This is a genomic window from Rhodospirillales bacterium (assembly GCA_023898765.1).
In the GTDB taxonomy this organism is placed as follows: Bacteria; Pseudomonadota; Alphaproteobacteria; order Micavibrionales; family Micavibrionaceae.
The window spans coordinates 1,616,318-1,637,747 of sequence record CP060238.1; the positions used below are offsets into that span (position 1 = coordinate 1,616,318).

Sequence of the window (21,430 nt, forward strand, 5' to 3'; positions counted from 1 at the left end):
AAAAGGAAAAGAACTGTCTGCCGCCATAAAACACCTGCCTGTTAATTTCGGAACATGAAGAAGCTATAAAGGATTGATTAAATACGTTCAATACGTAAACACACAGGCTCTTGCGTCAGCGCGGACAATTCTTTCATTTCTTCTATCGCCCTGCGCATCGAAGCTTTATCCGTTTCGTGCGTGACCATGACAATCGAAACGGACGCTTCCCCCCCCTGTCCGGGCTGAATGAAGCGTTCGATTGAAATATCGTATTTTTTGAGAATAGCGGATAAATCGGCGATGACTCCCGGTTTGTCGTGAACGTAAAAGTGAAGGTAATAGCAGTTCACAATATCCTTCTCTTCGACCCACTCCGCTTTTTGCAAGGCGCCGGAGGAAACGCCGAACACCGGCAGATGAATACCGCGCGCCAGATCAATAAGATCGGCCGCCACAGAAGACGCTGTCGGTCCGGCCCCCGCGCCGCGCCCCGTCACCATGGACGCTCCGGCAAAATCGCCTTTGGTAAAAACGGCATTAAAAACGCCGCCGACAAAAGCCAGGGAATTTTTCCTGGGCACGAGACAGGGTTCGACCGTTTGCATGATTTTTCCGTTCAGGCGCTGCGCGATTCCCAAAAGCTTGACCCGGTAGCCAAGCTCTTCCACAAAAGAAATATCCAGCGCGGAAATTTTCCGGATCCCCGTGATTTTTAGCGCTTCGATATCGGGCCGCACGCCGTAGGCCAGCGCGGTCAAAAGGCAAAGTTTGTGGGCGGTGTCCACCCCGTCTATATCAAAGGAAGGATCCGCTTCGGCATAGCCTTTTTCCTGCGCTTCGCGCAAAACGTCTTCAAACGCCCTGCCGCTTTCGCGCATTTGTGTCAGGATATAGTTGCAGGTGCCGTTCAAAATACCGTAAAGGCTTTCGATATTGTTGGCCGCAAACCCCTCCCGCAAAGATTTTATAATGGGGATTCCGCCCGCCGCGGCGGCTTCGTAGTTCAGGCACGCCCCCGTCTCTTCCGCAAGGGCCGCCAGCGCCATCCCGTGATGCGCCAGCAGCGCTTTATTGGCCGTCACGACATGCTTTCCGGCAGATAAGGACTTTTCGACCAGTTCTTTGGCAACCCCTTCGCTCCCGCCGATCAGCTCGACAACAATATCCGGCCCGCCCTTATCCGCAAGCTCCAGAGGATTATCCACCCATTGATAGGCGGACAGATCAACTCCGCGATCCTTCGCCTTGTCTCTGGCATTGACGTGGGTGATTTCGATCGGCCGCCCCGCGCGCGCGGCAATCTGCGCCCCGTTTTTCTGAAGAAGCCGGACCAGCCCGCCCCCGACGGTTCCAAGGCCCGCAATCCCGATACGCAGAGCCTCCGGCACTAACGCTCTCCGGCGAAAATATCAACACGGCGCGCTTCGGCTTCGCTTATCCCCGGAGCCAGATTGCTGTCCCCCCAGCTGACCGTTTTGATTTTTTCCGGCGGCACGCCCTGCCGGATCAGGTTTTTGGAAACCTCATAAGACCGGTTCATCGACTCTTTCAAATTCAAAATACGCCCCTGCACAGGATCGGGACTTTCCGAGCGGGCGCTCGCATGCCCTTCAACCGTAACCCGCTCGACGGGCGCGAACATTGCGTCCTGCGCCACCTGCTCCAGAACCTGACGGCTTTCTCTGTTCAGCGACGAAGACCCGTGGTCGAAATAAACATGCCACCCGCCGGCTGGCTGCGCCGGAAAATCCGCCGCATAGCCATAAGGAGAGTCCGAAGCCCCGGAAGACCATGGCGCCTGATAGCTATCGACGGGAAAAACCGTGACGCGGGAATCCTGCGGCGCCACCACGCCGCCTGCGGCCATCGACGCGCTGATATAGCGGCTCTGTTGCGTGGCCGGCCCTTGCATCTTCATCATCAGATCAGGGTCCTGCGCCGTTTTCAACGGCGGCGTTTCCATCGGCGCAAGCCCCTGCTCCTGCGTTATGCCGCCGGACCGGTAGGACGAACAGCCGGACAGAACACAGGCCACTCCCAAAATTGCTAAAATTTTAAAATGACGTTTCAAAACACTCTCCCAAACCCGTAAAAATATTGCCCCAATGTGGCCGAAACGTCCCGAAAATGCAAGATCGCTTTTTGTTGCTTTTCCCTCTTCTCTCAGGCAGATTCCCCTTTGCGATGTCTGCGAAAAAAAAGGAAAAAACCGTTCAGGACCCCAAAGCCCCGTTTGATCCTGTGGCTTTGGGACGGATCATGGCGGAATCCTTTCAGAAAATGGGGCCGCTCCTTCAGGATTATATGAAAGAAAACGGTCCCCTTCCTCTGAACACGACATCTTCGCCGTTAAACATTCAGGACTCTTACGCGGCCTTTATGAAGGCCCTGATGTCGGACCCGCAAAAGCTGATCAAGCTGCAAACGGATTACTGGACGCAGTGGATGGGCCTCTGGCAAAACGCCTTGTTGCGCGCCAAGGGGGAACCCGTTTCCGACCTCTACAAACCCGGGGCCGGAGACCGCCGTTTCCGCGACGAAAGCTGGGAAAGCACCCTCCTGTTTGATTTTATCAAGCAATCCTACCTGATGACGAAAGACTGGATGCTGGAGAGCCTGCACGAAACCGAAGGAATGAGCCCTGAGGAAATGAAACGGCTTGATTTTTACACACGGCAGGTGACCGACGCCATGGCCCCGAGCAATTTTCTTCTGACCAATCCCGAAGTGCTGGAAGAAACACTGAAAACCGGCGGCGAAAATCTGGTGCGGGGATTCCAGAACCTTCTGGAAGATATGGCCCGCGGGAAAGGGCAGATCAATATCAGCACGACGGACGAAGACGCCTTCGAAATCGGCAGGAACATTGCCGCGACCAAAGGCCGCGTTATCTTCCAGAACGACCTTATGCAGCTTATCCAGTACGCGCCGCAAACCGAAAAGGTCTTTAAACGCCCTCTTTTGATCGTGCCACCCTGGATCAACAAATATTACATCCTGGACCTGACCCCCGAAAACTCTCTTGTAAACTGGCTTGTGCGGCAGGGCCACACCGTCTTTATGATCTCCTGGGTCAATCCCGGCCCGAACATGTCCCAGACGCGTTTTGAAGATTATATGCAGGCCGGCGTAATCGAATCCCTGCGCCAGATCAAAAAAGCGACCGGCGAAAAAGACGTCAACGCAATCGGTTATTGTATCGGGGGCACCTTACTGGCGATGACCCTGGCCTGGATGGCAGAAAAAAGAGAAAAGGAAAAAATTGTTTCGGCGACCTTCTTTACCACGTTGATCGACTTTGAAAAGGCCGGCGAACTAAAGCTCTTCATCGGCGAAGACCAGTTGAACGACATTAACAGGAAAATGGAAAAGACGGGCCTGATGGAGGGAAAAACGCTGCAAAGAACCTTCAGCGCCCTGCGCGCCAACGACCTGATCTGGTCTTTTGTCATCAACAACTACCTGATGGGCAAGGAGCCGTTTCCCTTCGACCTGCTTTACTGGAACAACGATTCCACAAACATGCCCAAAGCCATGTTCAGCTTTTACCTGCGTAAAATGTATATTGAAAACGCGCTTGTGCGCCCGGACGGCATCCGGATGGATGAAACCCCTCTTGATATCAGCAAGATCAAAACGCCTTCCTACTTCCTCTCCACCTTCGAGGACCATATTGCCCCATGGCAGGCCACCTATGACGGCGCCAGACTTTTTAGCGGTCCCGTCACGTTTGTCCTGTCCGGCTCCGGTCATGTAAACGGCGTGGTGAATCCGCCGGCGAAAAACAAATACGGATACGAAACCTCCGGCACGCTGCTCAAAAACGCCGAAGACTGGATGAAAAATACAAAAAAAGCGAAAGGCTCCTGGTGGCCGCACTGGCAAAAATGGGTGAAGGATTTTACCGGGCCGGAAGTTGAAGCCCGCAAGCCTGCAAAGGGCATTGAACCTGCGCCCGGCAGCTACGTGAAGAAAAAAATCTAAAGATACTCTCTGGCCAGTTCGACGTAGTTATTGGCGGACACGGTGAAAAAAGCCAGTTCCTCCGGCGTAATGTCCCGCATATAGCGGGCGGGGCTTCCGCCCCAAAGCTGGCCTGATGGCACATGCTTGCCCGGCGTTAAAAGAGCGCCGGCGGCCACCATGGCTTCGTCCTCCACCACGGCCTGATCCATCACGACGGCCCCCATCCCGATAAAAGCGCGGCTTCCTATCCTGCAGGCATGGAGAAGCGCCATATGCCCCACCGTGACATCGTCTCCGATGTAAGTGCCGGAGACTTTGCGCGTGGTGTGAATGACGCTGCCGTCCTGAATGTTCGTGCGCCGCCCGATGCGGATTTCATGCACGTCCCCCCGAAGCGTGCAGCCGAACCAGATCGAGCTGCCTTCACCGATCTCCACGTCCCCGATGACGGAGGCTGTCGGCGCGACAAAGACACCCTTGCCGATTTTGGGTAAAATATCGCGGTAGGGAAGAATATTGACCATTCCGGAATTTAACAAACTCAAGCCGTCATTGCGAGGAATGAAATGACGAAGCAATCCACTTGCGCCCTTGATGGTAGAATATTCCCTTTAGGCTCTGGATTGCCGCGCTCCCGCTGGTCGCTCGCAATGACAAAAAGAATTAAAGGCCTTTAGGCTGAAACCCTCCCCGGTCTGCGGCCGGTGCCGGTGGCAGGCAGGCCCTTTCTACCTTGCTCAAAAGATCCTTCCTGAACGCATCCAAAGCTTCCTCTGCAATCGCAAGATGGCGGACACTTGCCCCCATTCGGGAAGCCTTTCCCATTGTCGTCGGCGCGCCTTCTGTGAGAACGGTGCATATATCCTTTATATACTGCGTACAAACACGCCTTTGTTCGGCCTTTTCCTGCGGGGTTCGCGCACAAACGTCCACATAGTCCTTTCCAACCAAATCGAGCATTTTGGAAACGAAATCCCGCGGCTGCTGCGTCTTCAAAACTTCATCGATAATGTTCCCGTTCAAGGTGTTTATATCGGAAACAGGATCGGCCGCATTTCCAAGGGGACCAAAGATGCTTTGCGCCCTTTCCGAAACGGCTTTCACAAACGTCATTTTAACGACTTCTTCAGGATTGCCCCATCTGGAAAATCTATCCGTCAGTATCACCTGCGGTGTATTTTCTATCTCAGTTTCCGCCCTGTCCAGACTTGTCGCCGCTATTTCTTGAAGCGTGGCCAAAACAGGAAGGAAATCCGCAACCGTATCTTTAAAAATATCCGGGTCGATACTAACTTTTTCGTCCGCCGAACCAATTATTAACATAGTGAAATCCTTCCATTGTTTATGAACAAAACACTTTTCATAGTCTCTGTCCCGTTTTACGTCAACGACAAAAGAGGTTAATACGGGATTGGATATTTCCTGTAAACCGCATCGATGTCGGCCATGACCTCGTCCGGCAGGTCCATGTCAAACGCATCTATATTGCTTGTGAGCTGCGCCATGGAGGTTGCCCCGATAATCGTGGAGGTCACAAAATTTTGCTTATCTATGAATTTGAGCGCCATCTGGCACACGTCCAGCCCGTGTTTTTTCGCCACGGCGATATACGCGTCCACGGCGGCGTGGGCCTGCACAGAACTCCGGAAAGCATCGAATCCTTCCGGCCGCACTCTCGTTGCAACAGCCCATCGTGCATTTTCCGGCCGTGCGCCATTTTGATATTTCCCGCTTATCATTCCAGAAGCCAAAGGCGACCACGGCAGATAAGCCACGTTCTCGCGTACGCAGGTTTCCGCCACATAGGGATCGTCGGAGCGGTCCAGCAGACTGAATTCATTCTGGATAGACACCATCCGCGGCAGGCCATGGGCTTTGGCCAGTTCGTTATATTTCATGATCCCCCACGCCGTATCGTCCGAAAGCCCTGTATGCCGGACCTTTCCTTCCTTCACGATTTTGCCAAGAGCTTCCAGAATATCAAGAAGATTGTCTTCGATTTCAGCCGTATCCTCCGCCGCAAAATCAATCACTCCGGCATGGTTATGCCCGAAATGCGGGATAGGCCGGTTGGGCCAGTGGAGCTGGTACACATCGATATAATCCGTCTGCAGGCGCTTTAAAGACCCTTCAACCGCTGTGCGAACACTTTGGCCCGTCAAAGGCTCCCCACCCCTGATCCACGAAATACCGGGTCCGGCGACCTTCGTGGCCAGAATAACCTTTTCGCGCTTTCTGCTCTTTTGAAACCACGTGCCGATAATTTCCTCCGTGCGCCCGGAGGTGGGCTCGCTGATAGGAACCGCATAAAGCTCGGCCGTATCGAAGAAATTGATTTCCCGCTCCAGCGCGTAATCCATCTGTTCGTGGCCCTGCGCCTCGCTGTTTTGCTGGCCCCATGTCATCGTGCCCAGACACACGCGTGACACCTTCAGGCCGCTCGTTCCCAGATTTGAATATTTCATTCTGCGCCTCCTTTGCACCCGTACCCATAAAAGAAAAAGAGCCTTTTGAAAAGGCTCCTTTTCCGCTTTCTTTTTTTCCGGCCGCCGGAAACCTGCTCGAAATATTAATGGAAACGCGGCGGCTGCGGATCCGTCCCCGGTTTTGAATAAAGGGCGTCCGCGCCCTTCAAAAGGCGGCTGCGAAATTCCTTCAAGGCCGGCTGCACAATGCCCGTTTCCAGTCCCACTAACCCTACAGGAGACGCACCGTTTGATGCCGCCATAGTGATGACTTTCGGCGCGCAAACCGTCAAAGCGCAGCATATGTTTTGAATGCATTTCCGGGAAAGGTTTCTTTGAAATTCCTTTTCTTCCGCAGTTTGCGCCTGCGTCTGTTCATATACGGCCCCCGCGAAACCGGCCATTTTTGCTGTATAGTCGATTGACCGTGACGAACAGGCCGTTTCCACAACAAGATCCGTATTCAGTTTATTTATTTTTTCAACAACGTCCTTTGCGCTGACAAAACCTGTAAAAATGTTTGTCGCGTCCCGTAAAATATCCGCCTGTATTCTCAGTTTAAGATAGGCCACAGGATCGGCATGCCCGGAAAAAACGCCCTGAAGACCTGATCCCGGGACATTTTGCCCAAGGCCGGGAAATATCTCACGCATCTCTTTCTGCCACTGCCCGAGAAGAGAGGATAAAACAGGCAAAAACTTGGTGACCGCGTCCGTAAAAACCGCCGGGTCTATTTTAAAAACGTCGTACCTTGAATCCGCAGAGTCCATATCAAACGCTTTCCCTTTCTATCCGTCAGGACGCATAGCAGGAGCAACGGCAGGATTCGGAAGTGAAGAAACGGTATCAACGCTCCATAAAAGAAGGTACTGGAAATCTTCTATTGCAGATTGGATTATAGAAACATCTACAGTCGTTGCCCTCTCCAGACGCGCCTTCGCCGTCGTCGCAGGCGTGCCTTCCGCCAGGATTTCACATAGCTTTTTAATGTATTGCCATGCTGCCCTGCTGCGCTCTGCCCTCTCTTCCTCATTTGCCGGATGTGTTTGCACATATTCACGATATTCACGCCCGGCCAAGCCGTCTATTTTGGAGATATGTTTCTTCGGCTGATTCGAATCTATAGCTTCAGAAAGCATTTTTTGATTCAGGCCGTTTATTTGTGCGATGACATTCTCCGCGTCCCTAAGACCGCTGAAAACTTCCGCCGCAGCACTTAAAACCCTTGCCGCAACGGCCGCTTTTACCATTCCTTTAAGATCAGCCGTGTCGGAAAATTTGTCTGTAATACTCCTCCCCGAATCCGGCTTTTCCACTTTTCTTTTTATCTTCAGCACGTCTCCGAGAGAAGCTACCTGAATAGCAAACAGAACAGGAATAAAACTTCTAACCGCATCTTTTAAAATGCGCGGATCAATTTCGACCACTTGCTTCGGTGAACCACTCGTTGACATCGCAACGCTTCTCCTTCCATACCTCAAAACATATTCCATAAAACTAAACCGCTCCGGCGTCAACCTAAAAAACAGGCCCCTTCCGGGGCCCGTTTCCTGTATTCGATATCTGAAAACCGTTTTGGCGCCGGCCTAACGCTTCGCCCATTGTTTGGAACGGCGGGCTTTGTGCTTGCCGATTTTCTTCCGTTCGACCATACGGGCGTCACGGGCAAGCATGCCGGCCTTTTTCAGCGCCGGACGCAGGTCCGGTTCGAAATTCTCCAGGGCGCGTGAAATGCCGTGCCGGATCGCGCCCGCCTGACCGGAGAGCCCGCCCCCCTTCACTGTGCACATCACGTCGAATTCTCCTACGCGGCCTGCAACCAGGAAAGGCTGGTTCAGGATCAAAAGCTGCGTTTGACGGCCAAAATACTGGTCCTGCGGTTTGCCGTTCACGACAACCTGCCCTTTTCCTCTTTTCAGCCAGACACGCGCAACGGATTCTTTCCGGCGGCCTGTGGCATAGGCGCGGCCCAGAGCATCCATTTTCGGCTCACGCTTTACAGGTTCCGCATCCGTTTTCGCTTCGGCCTTGACCTCGGCCATATCCGCCACAACCGTTTTTGCCAGATCCTTGAGATCTTTCACCGGTGCGGCTTTTGTCTTTTCTTCTTTTTTGTCAGCCATTTGTTAAGCCCTCTTGTTTTTTGGGTTCATCGACGCAATATCCAGAATTTCAGGATTTTGCGCGGCATGCGGATGTTCGGATCCGGCGTAGACTTTCAGGTTTTTCATTACCTGATGCCCCAGCGCGCCACGCGGAATCATCCGTTCGACGGCCTTTTCAACCACGCGCTCGGGATGCTCTCCTTTCAGGATTTCGCCTTTGGAACGCCCCTTGATGCCGCCCGGATACCCTGTGTGCCAGTAGAAAATATCGCTCTGGGCTTTGTTTCCCGTCAGGCGGACCTTGTCGGCATTGATGACGATGATATTGTCTCCGCAATCGATATGCGGCGTATAAAGGGGTTTGTGCTTTCCGCGGAGCCGCGTGGCCACAATCGCCGCAAGACGGCCAAGGACAAGGCCTTCGGCATCTACAACGACCCACTTCTTGTCCACCTCGGAAGGTTTGGCTGAATAGGTTTTCATATCGTTTTTTCCTTACATCTTCGAAACTGGGGGTGTTATGCGCAAAAACGAACGCCCAGTCAAGAAAAATCATATAAAAACAGAAGGATAAAGGTAAGGTACTCCAATACCCTAATCGGGCAACTCCTGCTCGATCCAATTCAGGAACGGGGCATATCCTCCCTCAATCGGAAGCGCCACAATGCAGGGCACGTCATAGCTATGGATAGATTTGACCGCCGCCGTGAGATCTTCCAGCTTGTTTTCCGTTGTCTTGGCGATCAGGGCAACCTCCCGCTCCCGGCAAACCTTCCCCTCCCAGCGGTAAACAGAGGACATCTCCGGCAACACGTTCACACAGGCCGCCAGACGCGCCTCTATCAGATGTTCCGCGATTTTTTGCGCTTCTTCCCTGCTGCCTGCCGTTATATAGACGAAAAATTTTTTCATGATCTGCCCCGAGGGTGGGAGGTCGAAGTTAGCAGGCACCCTTCTCGCTAATCGCGCTGTAGCGTAAGCGAAAGCGGATGGTCGGGGTGAGAGGATTCGAACCTCCGGCCTCACGGCCCCCAGCCGTACGCGCTAACCAGACTGCGCCACACCCCGCCTTGAAGAAAAACAGTTACAGGAGTTGGCTTTTAAAATCAATTCTTTACAAAGGTAAAAAAAAGTGTAGTTTATGGAAAATTTTAAAAAACAAAGACAGAGGGAAAAATGACACACGGTCGAGGAACAGCTATATCACGGATTAGAAAGTTCATGGAAATATCCGAGAAATCTTCTGATGAGGGCGTAAAATATGCCCGTAAACATTTCCTGCACGGAACAAAAATTAAAGACAGACAAGAATCTTTTCAACTGTTCCTCTCCAGTCTGCCATGTGACGGCTCATCAGCCGACAAGAGGGGCAAAGCGCTCGCAGAACTTTTTGAAACGGCGACAAAAAAGTGCAATACGGGAACTGCGGCAGCGCTCCGAACGCTTGGCCGGGAATTTCCTTCACTGCGCCGCTCTTAAAAGAACGTCTTCTACCCCGGAAATGTAGAGGATTGCAGGAGAGAACGCCGCTTCGCCTAATCAAGCATGTCGCGCAGGGCTTTCAGCTCTGCCAGCATGGTTTCCAGAACGGCGCGTTGCCCCGAGGAAGGCGCGGCAGAGCTTCCGCCGGTTTGTTGGGAAGACACAAGCTTCGGCGGGGACGCCTGCGTCTTGCTTTCAGAAGCCGCCACGATCTGTTGTTTTCCCTGCCCTTTCAAAAGCTTCTGGACCCCCTTGATCGTATAACCTTCCGTGTAGAGCAAGTGATGGATATGCTTGAGCAGCGCCACGTCCTCCGGACGATAGTAACGCCGTCCGCCGCCGCGTTTCATCGGACGCACCTGCGAAAATTTCGTTTCCCAGAACCGCAGCACATGCTGCTGCACATCAAGCGCCTTGGCCACTTCGCTGATCGTCCGGAACGCCGTTGCGGATTTTTTGGAACGGGAAGACGCATTCTGCGACGAGTCGGAAACCCGGCCGGCCATCTCCGCATGCCCCGAAACAGACTGGACTTTCGGAGAGGTCTGCACCTCTTCCTGCTGCATGGACCTTAAGGAAGAAGACCGCGTGGGATGGGCTGTAATCATTTTTTGTCTTTCGTTTCTCTTAAATTATTTAATTTTGTTTCTAGAACTTCGTCCGGGCTTCGCTCCCCCGCGGGCCCCGGCTGATTTTATCTTTTAGAACATGGGAAGCCCGGAAGACAAGAACCTTGCGCGGCGAAATCGGAACTTCTACACCGGTTCTTGGATTTCGTCCGACGCGCTCCCCCTTTTCCCGGATGGAAAAGCTTCCGAAAGAAGAAATTTTGACTCCCTCGCCGGAAATCAGTGTGTTGGAAACTTCATCCAGAACCTGTTCGACCAGATCCGCCGACTCGTTGCGGGAAAGCCCCACCTGTTCATAAACGGATTCCGTTAAATCTGCGCGCGTCAGTGTCCGATCAGCCATTGCTTTATTCCTTTGTTGTACTCCCGTCAGCCTATCCCCTGCGACTTGCAGCGTCAAGAAACAGACCGAACTTTAATCACAAAAAATTGATTCTTTTCAAAGGGGTAAAAGATTTTCCTAATACCGCACCAGTGCGGCGCCCCAAGTCAGCCCCCCGCCCATCGCGTCCATCAAAAGAAGGTCGCCGCGCTTCACCCGCCCGTCTCGCACCGCCTCGTCCAGCGTCAGGGGAATGGAGGCCGCAGAGGTGTTGCCGTGCTTATCGATTGTCACCACGACCTTATCCATCGGCATATCGAGCTTTTTGGCGGTGAATTCGATAATACGGATATTGGCCTGATGTGGCACCAGCCAGTCGATTTCCTCCGGCTTTATTTTGTTTTTTTCGAGGACCTCGGCGACGATATCGGCCATATAGGTCACGGCGTATTTAAAAACCTCCCGCCCGTGCATCACGATATGACGCATTTCATCGGTATAAAGCATCTCGCGCTGGTTCCCGTTGGCGTAAAGATGTGTGGAGTGGATGCCCTGGCCTTTGACGCCGTCCCCCGCCTCTTCTTTCCCTTCCAGAACCACGGCGCCCGCGCCGTCGGCGAACAAAACGCAGGTGCCGCGGTCTTTCCAGTCCACGATGGAAGACATTTTTTCCGCCCCGATCACCAGAATCTTTTTGGCCTGCCCCAGACGGATGAAATTGTCGGCCACGCTCAAGGCATAGATAAAGCCTGTGCAAACCGCCTGCACGTCAAAAGCGATCCCCGGCGGAATCCCCAGCTCCGCCTGCACCTTCACGGCAACCGCCGGGAAAACCCGGTCCGGCGTGGTGGTGGCCACAATGACCCCGCCAATCTCTTCCGGCGCGCAGCCGGCGGCCTCCAGCGCTTTCCGGGCGGCCTTGACCGCCATATCGCCGGTCGTTTCGTCTTTCGCGGCAATCCGGCGTTCCCGAATGCCGCTGCGCTGGACGATCCACGCATCGTTCGTGTCGACCATCTTTTCAAGATCGGCATTGGTCAGAATTTTCCCGGGGAGATAGGAACCGGTTCCGGCGATAATGGATTTCATGGGCACAGACATAAGATAATTCACGCGTCCGAGGCAATAGGGGAAAAGAAAGATTCCTGATTCATCACCTGTTCGATTTCATACGCCACGCGTTTGTTAAAACCGTTTTTCAGCAGGTCCGCCGCCACGAGAATGGCATTTTCCGTCCCGATTTTATCGCTGCCGCCGTGGCTTTTGACGCAAACGCCGTCCACCCCCAGAAACATCCCGCCGTTATATTTGCGCGGGTCCACGCGGTTTTTCATCTGCCCCATCGCGCGCGCCGCCAGGACGTAGCCCAGCATCGACAGCGGAGAGGACTTAAACGCATCCCTTAGAAAGTGGGAGGTCAGCTTTCCGACCCCTTCGGCCGTTTTCAGCGCGACATTGCCCGTAAACCCGTCCGTCACGACAACATCCACCGTGCCTTTTGCGATGTCGTCGCCTTCCACAAAGCCTTTATATTCGCCGGGAAATTCGATGTTGGAAAGAATGCCGGCAGCGGCACGGACCTCTTCATGTCCTTTCATCTCCTCCGTCCCGACATTCAAAAGCCCCACGCTCGGATTTCCAATTCCCATCACGACGCGGGCGTAAACGGACCCCAAAACCGCGAACTGGGCCAGCATCTCCGCATCGCAGGCCAGGTTGGCCCCCAGATCCAGCATCACCGTCTGGCCGCGCTCGGTCGGGAAAAGGCTGGCAATGGCGGGGCGGGAAATCCCGGGCAAACATTTCAAAAGCACCTTGGACAGCGCCATCAAAGCCCCCGTATTCCCGGCAGAAACAACCGCGTCTGCCCGGCCTTCCTGCACGGATTCGATGGCCAGGCGCATGCTGGAGCCTTTGCCGCCGCGCAACGCGACGGAAGGCTTGTCGCTGCTTAAAATGGCTTTGTCCGTATGAATGACTTCCGAAACGCCGAGCAAGGCAGGATATTTCCGGATTTCCGGGTTGATTTTCCGCTCATCGCCGAAAAAGAGGAAATGCGTGCCTTCCAGACGCGTGAGCGCCGCACAGGCCGCAGGAATGACAACTTCGGGACCAAAATCCCCGCCCATCGCGTCCAGTGCAATTGTCTGATGGTGAGTCATGATTTTTTCGGCATCTGGTTGTTGATGGGCATAGCATTAAACCATTAACCAATCACGGGCGCAAACGAACGCTGCACATGAACGCAGGGATATTTTATTCCTTGCCTTCGATAACCTGGCGGCCCTTATACATGCCGGTTTTCAGGTCGATATGGTGACGGCGCACAGACTCGCCCGTATGGGAATCCTCAACCCAGTTGGCGGCTTTCAGCGCATCGTGCGCCCGGCGGGATCCCCTTTTGGACGGGGTTGTTTTTCTCTTTGGAACGGCCATCTTTCGGCTCCTTCGTTTAAATTCAGGCCGCCTAGATAACCTAAAACCCCAAAAACCGCAAGGAAAAAAGGTAACTAGCGCTTTTCCTTCCAGTCTTTCAGCGCTTCGAAGGGATTTTTGCGTAACGGCGACGCCTCGCGGGCGCCCTCCTCTTCATCGCCATAGTCATAACGCGCACCTTCCTGACGCGGATAAGGAGGAATCGCCAGGGATAAATGCTGGGCCGCCAGCTCTCCCAGATCAATCCGGCCACCGATAACCGGCTCCGGATCTTCGCTTTCATCCAGAATCTCGACCTCCGAATGCGCCGTTTGTATTTCGCGCTCTTTTTTGGCCGCCGCAAAAGAAATGGTCTGGCTCCTGTCTGCGAACCATCCCTCGAAATCCTCTTCTATCTCGCTCGTCACGGGCTCTGCGGTCACGATGCAAGACTGGACGATTTTGGCCTTTAAATGGCCGGTAACGTGAAAAGCGCCGGCAACCGGGCTGACGGTGGCCTGCGCGCAAAGGCTTTCAATCGACGGGATATTGAAGCGGCGGGCCAGCGCGGCGCGCGACTCCTCGTCCGCCTCCAGCGAAAACACTTCCGGCCGGTCCGAAACATCTTCTACCTTCACAAAAAACGACCACTCGTTTTCCGGTAAATCCCTTTTGCTTTTAGGCACGCCTTATCTCCTTTTTTTCCGTTACCTCTTCCTCCGATGCGGCCGCGCGCACATATTGCGCCAAAGAACGGACCTGCTCAGGCGCGGGCTTTTCTGCCGTCCCGTAAACGTTCCGTTCCAAAGCCGCTTCCAGGCCGCCCTCAAGCAGGCCGGCTTCATAGGCCAGCGCGCGTCCGTGAAAGCCTTCCATCATGCGCTTCATATGCTTTCGCATGCTCAAATCCCCCACGCCGGTTTCGCGCAGGGTCTGGTCCATATGAACGAACATCTCGTCAAACAAAGCCTGCGAAAGCTCTTTATCGTCCCGGATATCGCGCAAGGCAAGAAAGACTTGAAGGCACAGCATCTCAAACCGCCCGTCGAAACTGTCCGGCACGCCGTATCTTTCATAAAAAACGGGCCGGCGCGCCTCCGAGGCGGCTTCGGCGTACCGTTTCTGCGCCTGCGCTTTTATGGCGCGTTTTTTCCGTCCCCTGCTGAAAATCATAGATTCGAAAATCATAGATTTTTTCCTTTTATGTCTTCCCCGCGAAAGCGGGAACCTTTATAACTTTATTCATGAAAAAATTAAACAGAACAGTTTGCCTTCTGGCTTTGGCAACCGCCCTTGGAACGCCTTTGGGCGCGTGCTCTCCCACGCAGGCCGCCCGCGGAAACATGGTGGAAGATTACCGCATGGCCGAAGTCACGCCGGGAGTCAGCACGCGGCAGAACGTCCTGAAGTCGCTCGGCTCCCCGACGACGACGTCCCCCTTCGACGATACGGTCTGGTACTATATCGGGCAAAAAACGGAGAAAAAGGCTTTCTTCGATCCCAAGGTCGTGGACGAAAAAGTCGTGGTCGTGGCTTTTGACGCGGACGGCATTGTAAAAACGATTCAGGAAATTGATGCGGAGCGCGTGGACGTGCCCCGCGTGCGCCGCAAAACCCACACAGGCGGCAATGAAGTGACCATCATGGAACAGCTTCTGGGCAATATGGGGAAATTCAACGCCCCCAAAGATACCAAACCGGGGATGTAGACCTCCTCAGCCCCTGTTGACATAAACATAGGGCTTCCTTATATGTTTTCAAAACAAATCACAGGAGAGTTTTATGAGTACAGAGAGTAATGAGGGCCAACAGCTATCGGCGTTAGATCATTTTAAGACCGCCGCAAAAGGCGAATATGATGACCTTGCCAAAATAACAGACATGATGGCCGGTATTTTAGCGGATATTGAAGACCGTATCCCTGAAGAAGAAAGACCTTATATGGAAATAGCAAATTCCAAAATTTTTTATAAAAAGGACAAAATTCATACATCAGACGATAAATACAAAACCATCGAGTTTTGTTGCGGGGGCGTTCGAGGAAACTCTGCCGTCATATTTTTTGTTACCAGTACCGGCACAAAGACCTTCACCTGTGGCACCATAAGTGATCGTCTGATATGCCCTGAAGGACATAAAGAATTTACAATGGAAAAGGCAGCGGAAACGATTGCACAGGGGATGTTTAAATCTCTTCCGGGTGACCTGCGTCAACGCTACGCGGAAAGTCTGCGAAGGAAAAAAGAGAACAACACTGAAGCCAGACCTCAATAAAAATAGGCAATTCCATTTAAAAAAAGCCCCGCTTAAAGCGGGGCTTTTTCTTGTTCTTTTTCCTGTCGTCATTGCGAGAAGCGAAGCGACGAAGCAATCCAGTTTTGTGCCTTTTGGCTATAGATTGCTTCGGCCTGGCGGCCTCGCAATGACGTACGGGCTCTAAGCGCCGATCAGGTGCGCCACAATCGCCACCAGCAAAATAGCGACAATGTTGGTGATTTTGATCAGCGGGTTCACGGCAGGGCCGGCCGTATCTTTGTACGGGTCGCCGACCGTGTCGCCTGTTACGGCCGCTTTATGGGCTTCGGACCCTTTGCCGCCGTAATTGCCGTCTTCGATCACTTTCTTGGCGTTGTCCCAGGCCCCGCCGCCGGAGGTCATGGACACAGCCACGAAAATCCCCGTTACGATCGTGCCCAGAAGCATGCCGCCCAGCGCCTGAAACGCCGGAACCATCTCACCGCTCAGGTAATAGATGGCGCCGAACAAAACAGCAGGAGCCAGCACGGGAAGCAAAGACGGCACAACCATTTCACGAATGGCCGCTTTCGTCAGAAGGTCCACGGCCCGGCCGTATTCCGGCTTGCCTTTTCCTTCCATGATCCCGGGGATCTCCTTGAACTGGCGGCGCACTTCGATCACCACGCTGGCAGCCGCCCGCCCCACAGCCGTCATGGACATGGCGCTGAACAGGTAAGGCAACATCCCTCCGATGAACAGGCCGATCACAACGTAAGGGGCCTGAAGCGGGAAGGTGATTTCCGCCAGATCCGGCAGGTAATGCTTGATCTCTTCGGTGTAAGCCGCAAAGAGAACCAGCGCAGCCAGACCGGCGGAGCCAATGGCATAGCCCTTGGTCACGGCCTTGGTCGTATTCCCTACCGCGTCCAGCGCGTCTGTCGTTTTACGCACGTTCTTCGGCAATTCCGACATTTCGGCAATACCGCCGGCATTGTCCGTCACGGGGCCGAACGCATCCAGCGCCACCACCATTCCGGCCAGAGACAGCATGGTCGTTGCGGCAATCGCGATCCCGAACAGACCCGCCACGGTGAACGCGATATAGATCCCGCCGCAGATGATAATCACAGGCAGGGCCGTCGCTTCCATGGAAATGGCCAGTCCCTGAATCACGTTCGTGCCGTGACCCGTTTCGGATGCCTTTGCGACGCTGCGCACAGGGCGGTGCTCCGTTCCTGTGTAATATTCCGTCACCCAGACGATCAAGGCTGTCACACCGAGCCCGGTCAGGACGCAGTAGAACAGGTCCAGCGTGGAAAGCGTCTTCCCGCCGACCATCGTGAATTCAACGTCCGTTCCGATATTGGCCATCATCATCGCCATCAAACCGAGCGAGAAAAACGCGCTGCCGATAAAGCCCTTGTACAGGGCGCCCATGATGTTTTCGCTCTTGCCGAGCTTCACGAAGGCCGTGCCAAAAATACAGCCGATAATGCACATCGCGCCGATCATCAGCGGAAGCATCATCATCGCGGCAACCGAAGCTTCGTCGAACACGTTGAACGCAATCAGCATCGTCGCAACAACCGTCACGGCGTAGGTCTCAAACAGGTCGGCAGCCATACCGGCACAGTCCCCGACATTGTCGCCGACGTTATCGGCAATCGTTGCGGGGTTCCGCGGATCGTCTTCCGGAATGCCGGCTTCGATTTTTCCGACAAGGTCTCCGCCAACGTCAGCCCCTTTGGTAAAGATACCGCCGCCCAGACGGGCAAAGATGGAAATAAGGGAGGCGCCGAACCCGAGCCCGACAAGCCCTTCCAGAGACTGGCGCAGTTCAAACCCCCTGACATCGTTCAGGTAGTAAAAATAGGCGGACACGCCCAGAAGCCCAAGCCCGACGACCAGCATACCCGTTACGGCGCCGGATTTGAACGCGATATCCAGCCCTGAAGCGAGACTCTCGCTGGCGGCCTGCGCGGTACGGACGTTGGCGCGGACGGACACATTCATGCCGATATAACCGGCCACGCCTGATAAAACGGCGCCGATCACAAATCCGCCGGCGACATGAAGCCCCAGCAGGAAGTAAAGCCCTGCCGTCACAACAACGCCCACCATCGAAATGGCTTTATACTGGCGGTTCAGATAGGCTTTCGCCCCTTCCTGAATAGCCGATGCAATTCCCTGCATACGGTCGTTCCCGGCATCTGAGGACATCACCTGCCGCGTCCATATCTGCCCGAAAATAAGAGATGCCAGCACAGCGCAGGCAATCATGAGATAAACTTCAATCATCTTTTTCCCTCGAGTTGTTTTTGTTTCCCTGCGAAAGGACCTTAGCGTCATCTCCCGCCGAAATAATTGGAAAGGACCTTGCACAATTTCGAAGCCCAAAGCAAGAGCCTCTTTACATGCCCGTTTGAACGGTCATTTCCGGCAAATCCCTGCAAAAAGCCGCATCAAATAAGGAAAACCCGGGATTCTCTGGAAAGAAACCCCGGGTTTTTGGAGGAAAAACTGAAAAAATCTTTAAATCTTTATATGGGGCGCTGCTGCACCACCTGAAGAAGGACATCGTTCACCTTGCCTTCGCCCATGACCTGCTTTGTGACTTCATTCAGACGGGCCTTGATCTTTTTCACGTCCAGCACGCCGCCTTCCATAGAAGCCGTGCGGTTTAAAACCCCGTACATGTCCTGAAGATAGGCATCTTTAAGACGGGGAGACATTTTCTCGATCTCTGCGGCGGACTCCCCTTTAGCGACTTCAAGCGTCACCACCAGCGTAACGGTCTGGGACACGCCGTTTTCGCCGATAATCGGCAAAATCATGGGCTTCAAATCAACAAATTCGACCGTATCGGTCGTGCCCTGCTCCAGTTTTTCGGCGTGTTCGGCTTCGGCCTGCGCCTGCGCATGCTCGTCAACCGGCCCTGCGGAAGCTTCAGCAGGCTGCATGAAATAGAAATAAACGCCGGCCGCGCCGCCGCCGAGCACCAAAAGTGCAACCAGACCGATCAATATCATCTTCATGGAATATTTCCCCCGCCAGGATTAGCGTGTGCCCCAGATACTTATCTTAAGGAAAAAGGGTTAAAAGAGGATGTTTTATAGGAACAATTGTATCTATTTTCGCGTCACGCGCGGACGGCCTGCCGCACCTTGTCAAGGACCGCGTTGACCAAAGCCGGCTCTTTCCCGTCATAGAAGGCTTTGGAAACCTCCAGGTAGTCGGAAATAATGATAGGAAAATCAATATCCTGGTGGAATTTCAGCTCATACGCCCCGCAAAACAAAACGGCCCCCAGAAGCAGCTCCGTTTTTGCTTTTTGTTCATCCTCCCTGCCGGCGCGGGCGGCCTTGATTATTTTTTCCAGCTCCGCCCTGTGCTGCGCCACACCATTTGTTAAGGTTTGAAACAGGTCGGGATCGGGTTTGATCATCTCCTCGCCCTCCACATCCATCCCGCTGCGGTGCTGGAGATATTCCTCCACAATGCTTTTGGAATCATGGCCGTTCATAAACATTTGATAGACCGCCTGGACGGCCATCAGACGCGCGGCGCTTCGCCTGGCTTTTGAGGAGGGGGATTTTTTCATCATCTCAACTGCGCGGGTAAATCCCGAAACGGGACTTAAGGGAAAGCATCTCAAGGGCGGCACGGGCGGCGTCCCCGCCCTTGTCCTTTTGTTCCGGGTCGGCGCGGACCATGGCCTGCGCCTTGTTTTCGCATGTCAGGATACCGTTGCCGATACATAATGTGTGCCGGATGGATAGATCCATCAGGCCGCGCGCGCTTTCTTCGGACACCGTATCGTAATGGGACGTTTCCCCCCGGATGACGCACCCCAGCGCGACATAGGCATCAAAGCGCTTGCGGGCCGTATAAAAATCCAGCCCCCGCACCGCGAAACCGATGGCTGCGGGTATTTCGAGCGCCCCCGGCACAGCGTAGCGCTCATACGTCGCCCCCGCTTTTTCCAGCGCGGCAAGAGCGCCCTCCGCAAGCTTGTCCGAGACATCTTCGTAAAAACGGGCCTCGATCACCATGATGTGCGGCGCTTCCTTAAAATCGGCGTTAGGCTGCTGGCTCATAAGATGTTCCTGTAATCCGCGATGTGTAAATCATACCCTTCCAGCCCCACAACGGCCTTGGGGCTGTTGGTAAGAAGAACCATTTTCCTGATCCCCAAATCAAGCAAAATCTGGGCGCCGATACCGTAATTGCGCAGGTAAGGGTTTGCGGCCTTGTCTTCTTTCTTCTGCAGGCGGCGGGACAAGGCGTGCGGATCGGGTTCGCGGAGCAAAACAAGGACGCCCGCGCCTTCTTCCTCTATCATCTTCATGGATTTTTCCAGCACAGGGTCGCCCCCGCCCAGCACATCGCTCAGCACGTTCATGGCGTGCATGCGCACGAGCGTCGGCTTTTCGGGGTCTGTCTCCCCTTTTACCAGGGCGATATGTTCGGCGTACTGCACCGTATTTGCGTATAGATGTAACCTGAACTTTCCGCCATAAGTGCTTGTAAAATCTTCTTCTGTTATCTTTTTAATGAGCTTTTCCTTGCACCGCCGATGCGCGATCAAATCGGCAATGGTGCCGATTTTCAGCCCGTGCAACTGCGCGAAAGACACAAGATCCGGCAGGCGGGCCATGGTGCCGTCGTCGTTCATAATTTCACAAATGACGCCCGCCCCCGAAAATCCGGCCATGCGGGCGAGATCCACGGCGGCTTCCGTGTGGCCGGAGCGGATCAGAACCCCGCCCTCCTTCGCCAGAAGCGGAAAGACGTGCCCCGGCGTGGCAATATCGCTTGGGCCGCTTTGCGGATGGATCGCGGCCTGGATGGTTTTGGCCCGGTCGGAAGCGGAAATCCCTGTCGTCACGCCTTCCCTGGCCTCGATGGAAACGGTAAAGGCCGTGCGATGGTGGGTGTTGTCCCCGCGCCCCATCATCGGCAGGCCCAGACGCTCCACCATGGCGTTTTCCATGGGCAGGCAAATCAGCCCCCGCCCGTGTTTGGCAAGGAAGTTGATGTTTTCCGGCGTGGCCATCTGGGCGGCGATAATCAAATCCCCTTCATTTTCGCGGTCTTCGTCATCCACGATAATAACGGGCCTGCCGTTGCGGACATCTTCGACAATATCTTCGATGGAAGATAAAAAGCCTTGGTCCTCCTCGGACAACCGCGCATCTTTTATCGTCCGTTTTAAAACTGCCTTCGTCATGCCGCGCCCCTTTCTTCCAGTATGCGGGCGACATAACGGGCCAGCACATCAATCTCGACATGGAGGCTGTCTCCCGGTTTCAGCCCCCCTAACGATGTGTGCGCCCATGTGTGAGGAATGATATTGACGCCAAAACGGGCCCCCTGCACCTCGTTTACGGTTAATGACACGCCATCGAGGGTCACTGACCCTTTAGAGGCAATGTAACCCGCCAGTTCCTTAGGGATTCGAAGGGTCAGGCGGTGAGACTCCCCGTCTTCCCGGATGTCTTCAACGACGGCCAGCCCGTCCACATGTCCGGTCACCAGATGCCCGCCGATTTCATCCCCTGTGCGCAGCGCGGGCTCCAGATTGATTTTTTTGCCTTCCGCCCATGTCCCGATTGTTGTTTTGGAGAGGCTTTCGGCGGACACATCCGCCGCGAATCCCTCTTCCCCTTTATCCACAACGGTCAGGCAGCATCCCCCGCACGCGATGGACGCCCCGATCTCCACGGCGTCCAGATCAAGGCCGGAGCGGATATACAGGCGCACGCCGCCCCGCTTTTCTTCCACGCGGGCGACACAGCCGATTTCTTTTACAATGCCTGTAAACAT

At 54.2% G+C, this 21,430-nt stretch carries 27 protein-coding genes and 1 tRNA gene; 4 read left to right on the forward strand and 24 right to left on the reverse strand.

Features of this window, described 5'->3' with window-relative positions:
• Window positions 1-77: 77 nt before the first annotated feature.
• Complete coding sequence (locus H6853_07905; GenBank protein ID USO03439.1) at window positions 78-1,370, reverse strand: homoserine dehydrogenase; 1,293 nt, start codon at window positions 1,368-1,370, stop codon at window positions 78-80.
• Complete coding sequence (locus tag H6853_07910; protein USO03440.1) at window positions 1,370-2,053, reverse strand: OmpA family protein; 684 nt, start codon at window positions 2,051-2,053, stop codon at window positions 1,370-1,372. Before H6853_07910 ends, H6853_07905 begins: the two co-directional genes overlap by 1 nt.
• A gap of 113 nt (window positions 2,054-2,166) precedes the next feature.
• Between H6853_07910 and phaC the strand changes: the two genes are divergently transcribed.
• The gene (phaC, locus tag H6853_07915) at window positions 2,167-3,966 is read left to right on the forward strand and encodes a class I poly(R)-hydroxyalkanoic acid synthase (protein USO03441.1); all 1,800 of its coding nucleotides are present in this window, start codon (window positions 2,167-2,169) and stop codon (window positions 3,964-3,966) included.
• Here phaC and H6853_07920 read toward each other — a convergent pair.
• The 9 genes from H6853_07920 to H6853_07960 form a co-directional block, all read right to left on the reverse strand.
• Window positions 3,963-4,472, reverse strand: a complete 510-nt coding sequence (locus H6853_07920) for a gamma carbonic anhydrase family protein (GenBank protein ID USO03442.1) — start codon at window positions 4,470-4,472, stop codon at window positions 3,963-3,965. The two genes, phaC and H6853_07920, sit on opposite strands and share 4 nt — an antisense overlap.
• A 139-nt stretch (window positions 4,473-4,611) precedes the next feature.
• Entirely contained in the window at window positions 4,612-5,271 is a 660-nt protein-coding gene (locus tag H6853_07925) for a hypothetical protein (protein USO03443.1), read from the reverse strand.
• 77 nt (window positions 5,272-5,348) lie between these two features.
• Window positions 5,349-6,413, reverse strand: coding sequence for an aldo/keto reductase (locus H6853_07930; protein USO03444.1), 1,065 nt, complete (start codon window positions 6,411-6,413; stop codon window positions 5,349-5,351).
• 104 nt (window positions 6,414-6,517) lie between these two features.
• Window positions 6,518-7,183 (reverse strand): hypothetical protein, encoded by a 666-nt coding sequence (locus tag H6853_07935; protein ID USO03445.1) that lies wholly within the window; start codon window positions 7,181-7,183, stop codon window positions 6,518-6,520.
• A gap of 18 nt (window positions 7,184-7,201) precedes the next feature.
• A complete protein-coding gene (locus tag H6853_07940) occupies window positions 7,202-7,867 on the reverse strand; it encodes a hypothetical protein (GenBank protein USO03446.1) in 666 nt (221 codons plus the stop codon).
• Between the two features lie 132 nt (window positions 7,868-7,999).
• Entirely contained in the window at window positions 8,000-8,455 is a 456-nt protein-coding gene (rpsI, locus tag H6853_07945; GenBank protein ID USO04642.1) for a 30S ribosomal protein S9, read from the reverse strand.
• A gap of 84 nt (window positions 8,456-8,539) precedes the next feature.
• Window positions 8,540-9,001 (reverse strand): 50S ribosomal protein L13, encoded by a 462-nt coding sequence (rplM, locus tag H6853_07950; GenBank protein USO03447.1) that lies wholly within the window; start codon window positions 8,999-9,001, stop codon window positions 8,540-8,542.
• 111 nt (window positions 9,002-9,112) lie between these two features.
• Complete coding sequence (locus H6853_07955; protein USO03448.1) at window positions 9,113-9,430, reverse strand: divalent-cation tolerance protein CutA; 318 nt, start codon at window positions 9,428-9,430, stop codon at window positions 9,113-9,115.
• 78 nt (window positions 9,431-9,508) lie between these two features.
• Window positions 9,509-9,586 (reverse strand) — tRNA-Pro (locus H6853_07960).
• Between the two features lie 153 nt (window positions 9,587-9,739).
• On the opposite strand from H6853_07960, the gene H6853_07965 reads away from it, so the two are divergent.
• Entirely contained in the window at window positions 9,740-9,997 is a 258-nt protein-coding gene (locus H6853_07965) for a hypothetical protein (GenBank protein USO03449.1), read from the forward strand.
• Between the two features lie 56 nt (window positions 9,998-10,053).
• On the opposite strand, the gene H6853_07970 is transcribed toward H6853_07965, so the two are convergent.
• The 7 genes from H6853_07970 to H6853_08000 all read right to left on the reverse strand — a co-directional run bounded on the left by H6853_07970 (window position 10,054) and on the right by H6853_08000 (window position 14,554).
• Window positions 10,054-10,506 carry a MerR family transcriptional regulator gene (locus tag H6853_07970; GenBank protein ID USO04643.1) on the reverse strand — a complete coding sequence of 151 codons (453 nt, stop codon included), beginning with the start codon at window positions 10,504-10,506 and terminating at the stop codon, window positions 10,054-10,056.
• A gap of 142 nt (window positions 10,507-10,648) precedes the next feature.
• Entirely contained in the window at window positions 10,649-10,972 is a 324-nt protein-coding gene (locus H6853_07975; protein ID USO03450.1) for an integration host factor subunit alpha, read from the reverse strand.
• Window positions 10,973-11,089: 117 nt separating this feature from the next.
• Window positions 11,090-12,040, reverse strand: a complete 951-nt coding sequence (locus H6853_07980; protein USO04644.1) for a ketoacyl-ACP synthase III — start codon at window positions 12,038-12,040, stop codon at window positions 11,090-11,092.
• 20 nt (window positions 12,041-12,060) lie between these two features.
• Window positions 12,061-13,113 carry a phosphate acyltransferase PlsX gene (gene plsX, locus H6853_07985; protein USO03451.1) on the reverse strand — a complete coding sequence of 351 codons (1,053 nt, stop codon included), beginning with the start codon at window positions 13,111-13,113 and terminating at the stop codon, window positions 12,061-12,063.
• A 94-nt stretch (window positions 13,114-13,207) separates the two neighbouring features.
• Entirely contained in the window at window positions 13,208-13,387 is a 180-nt protein-coding gene (locus H6853_07990; GenBank protein ID USO03452.1) for a 50S ribosomal protein L32, read from the reverse strand.
• A 74-nt stretch (window positions 13,388-13,461) separates the two neighbouring features.
• Complete coding sequence (locus tag H6853_07995; GenBank protein USO03453.1) at window positions 13,462-14,052, reverse strand: DUF177 domain-containing protein; 591 nt, start codon at window positions 14,050-14,052, stop codon at window positions 13,462-13,464.
• Window positions 14,045-14,554 carry a ubiquinol-cytochrome C chaperone family protein gene (locus tag H6853_08000; GenBank protein ID USO03454.1) on the reverse strand — a complete coding sequence of 170 codons (510 nt, stop codon included), beginning with the start codon at window positions 14,552-14,554 and terminating at the stop codon, window positions 14,045-14,047. Before H6853_08000 ends, H6853_07995 begins: the two co-directional genes overlap by 8 nt.
• A 56-nt stretch (window positions 14,555-14,610) precedes the next feature.
• Between H6853_08000 and H6853_08005 the strand changes: the two genes are divergently transcribed.
• Window positions 14,611-15,075 carry an outer membrane protein assembly factor BamE gene (locus tag H6853_08005; GenBank protein USO03455.1) on the forward strand — a complete coding sequence of 155 codons (465 nt, stop codon included), beginning with the start codon at window positions 14,611-14,613 and terminating at the stop codon, window positions 15,073-15,075.
• Window positions 15,076-15,148: 73 nt separating this feature from the next.
• Window positions 15,149-15,640, forward strand: a complete 492-nt coding sequence (locus H6853_08010; protein USO03456.1) for a hypothetical protein — start codon at window positions 15,149-15,151, stop codon at window positions 15,638-15,640.
• A gap of 162 nt (window positions 15,641-15,802) precedes the next feature.
• Here the strand turns inward: H6853_08010 and H6853_08015 are convergent, their stop codons facing one another.
• The 6 genes from H6853_08015 to H6853_08040 form a co-directional block, all read right to left on the reverse strand.
• On the reverse strand, window positions 15,803-17,902 hold the full coding sequence (locus tag H6853_08015; GenBank protein ID USO03457.1) for a sodium-translocating pyrophosphatase: 2,100 nt from the start codon (window positions 17,900-17,902) through the stop codon (window positions 15,803-15,805).
• Window positions 17,903-18,144: 242 nt separating this feature from the next.
• Window positions 18,145-18,639 carry a flagellar basal body-associated FliL family protein gene (locus tag H6853_08020; protein ID USO03458.1) on the reverse strand — a complete coding sequence of 165 codons (495 nt, stop codon included), beginning with the start codon at window positions 18,637-18,639 and terminating at the stop codon, window positions 18,145-18,147.
• A 104-nt stretch (window positions 18,640-18,743) separates the two neighbouring features.
• Window positions 18,744-19,208 carry a transcription antitermination factor NusB gene (nusB, locus tag H6853_08025; GenBank protein ID USO03459.1) on the reverse strand — a complete coding sequence of 155 codons (465 nt, stop codon included), beginning with the start codon at window positions 19,206-19,208 and terminating at the stop codon, window positions 18,744-18,746.
• A 1-nt stretch (window position 19,209) separates the two neighbouring features.
• Complete coding sequence (locus tag H6853_08030; GenBank protein USO03460.1) at window positions 19,210-19,701, reverse strand: 6,7-dimethyl-8-ribityllumazine synthase; 492 nt, start codon at window positions 19,699-19,701, stop codon at window positions 19,210-19,212.
• A complete protein-coding gene (gene ribB / locus H6853_08035; protein ID USO03461.1) occupies window positions 19,698-20,834 on the reverse strand; it encodes a 3,4-dihydroxy-2-butanone-4-phosphate synthase in 1,137 nt (378 codons plus the stop codon). Before ribB ends, H6853_08030 begins: the two co-directional genes overlap by 4 nt.
• Complete coding sequence (locus tag H6853_08040) at window positions 20,831-21,430, reverse strand: riboflavin synthase (GenBank protein USO03462.1); 600 nt, start codon at window positions 21,428-21,430, stop codon at window positions 20,831-20,833. Before H6853_08040 ends, ribB begins: the two co-directional genes overlap by 4 nt.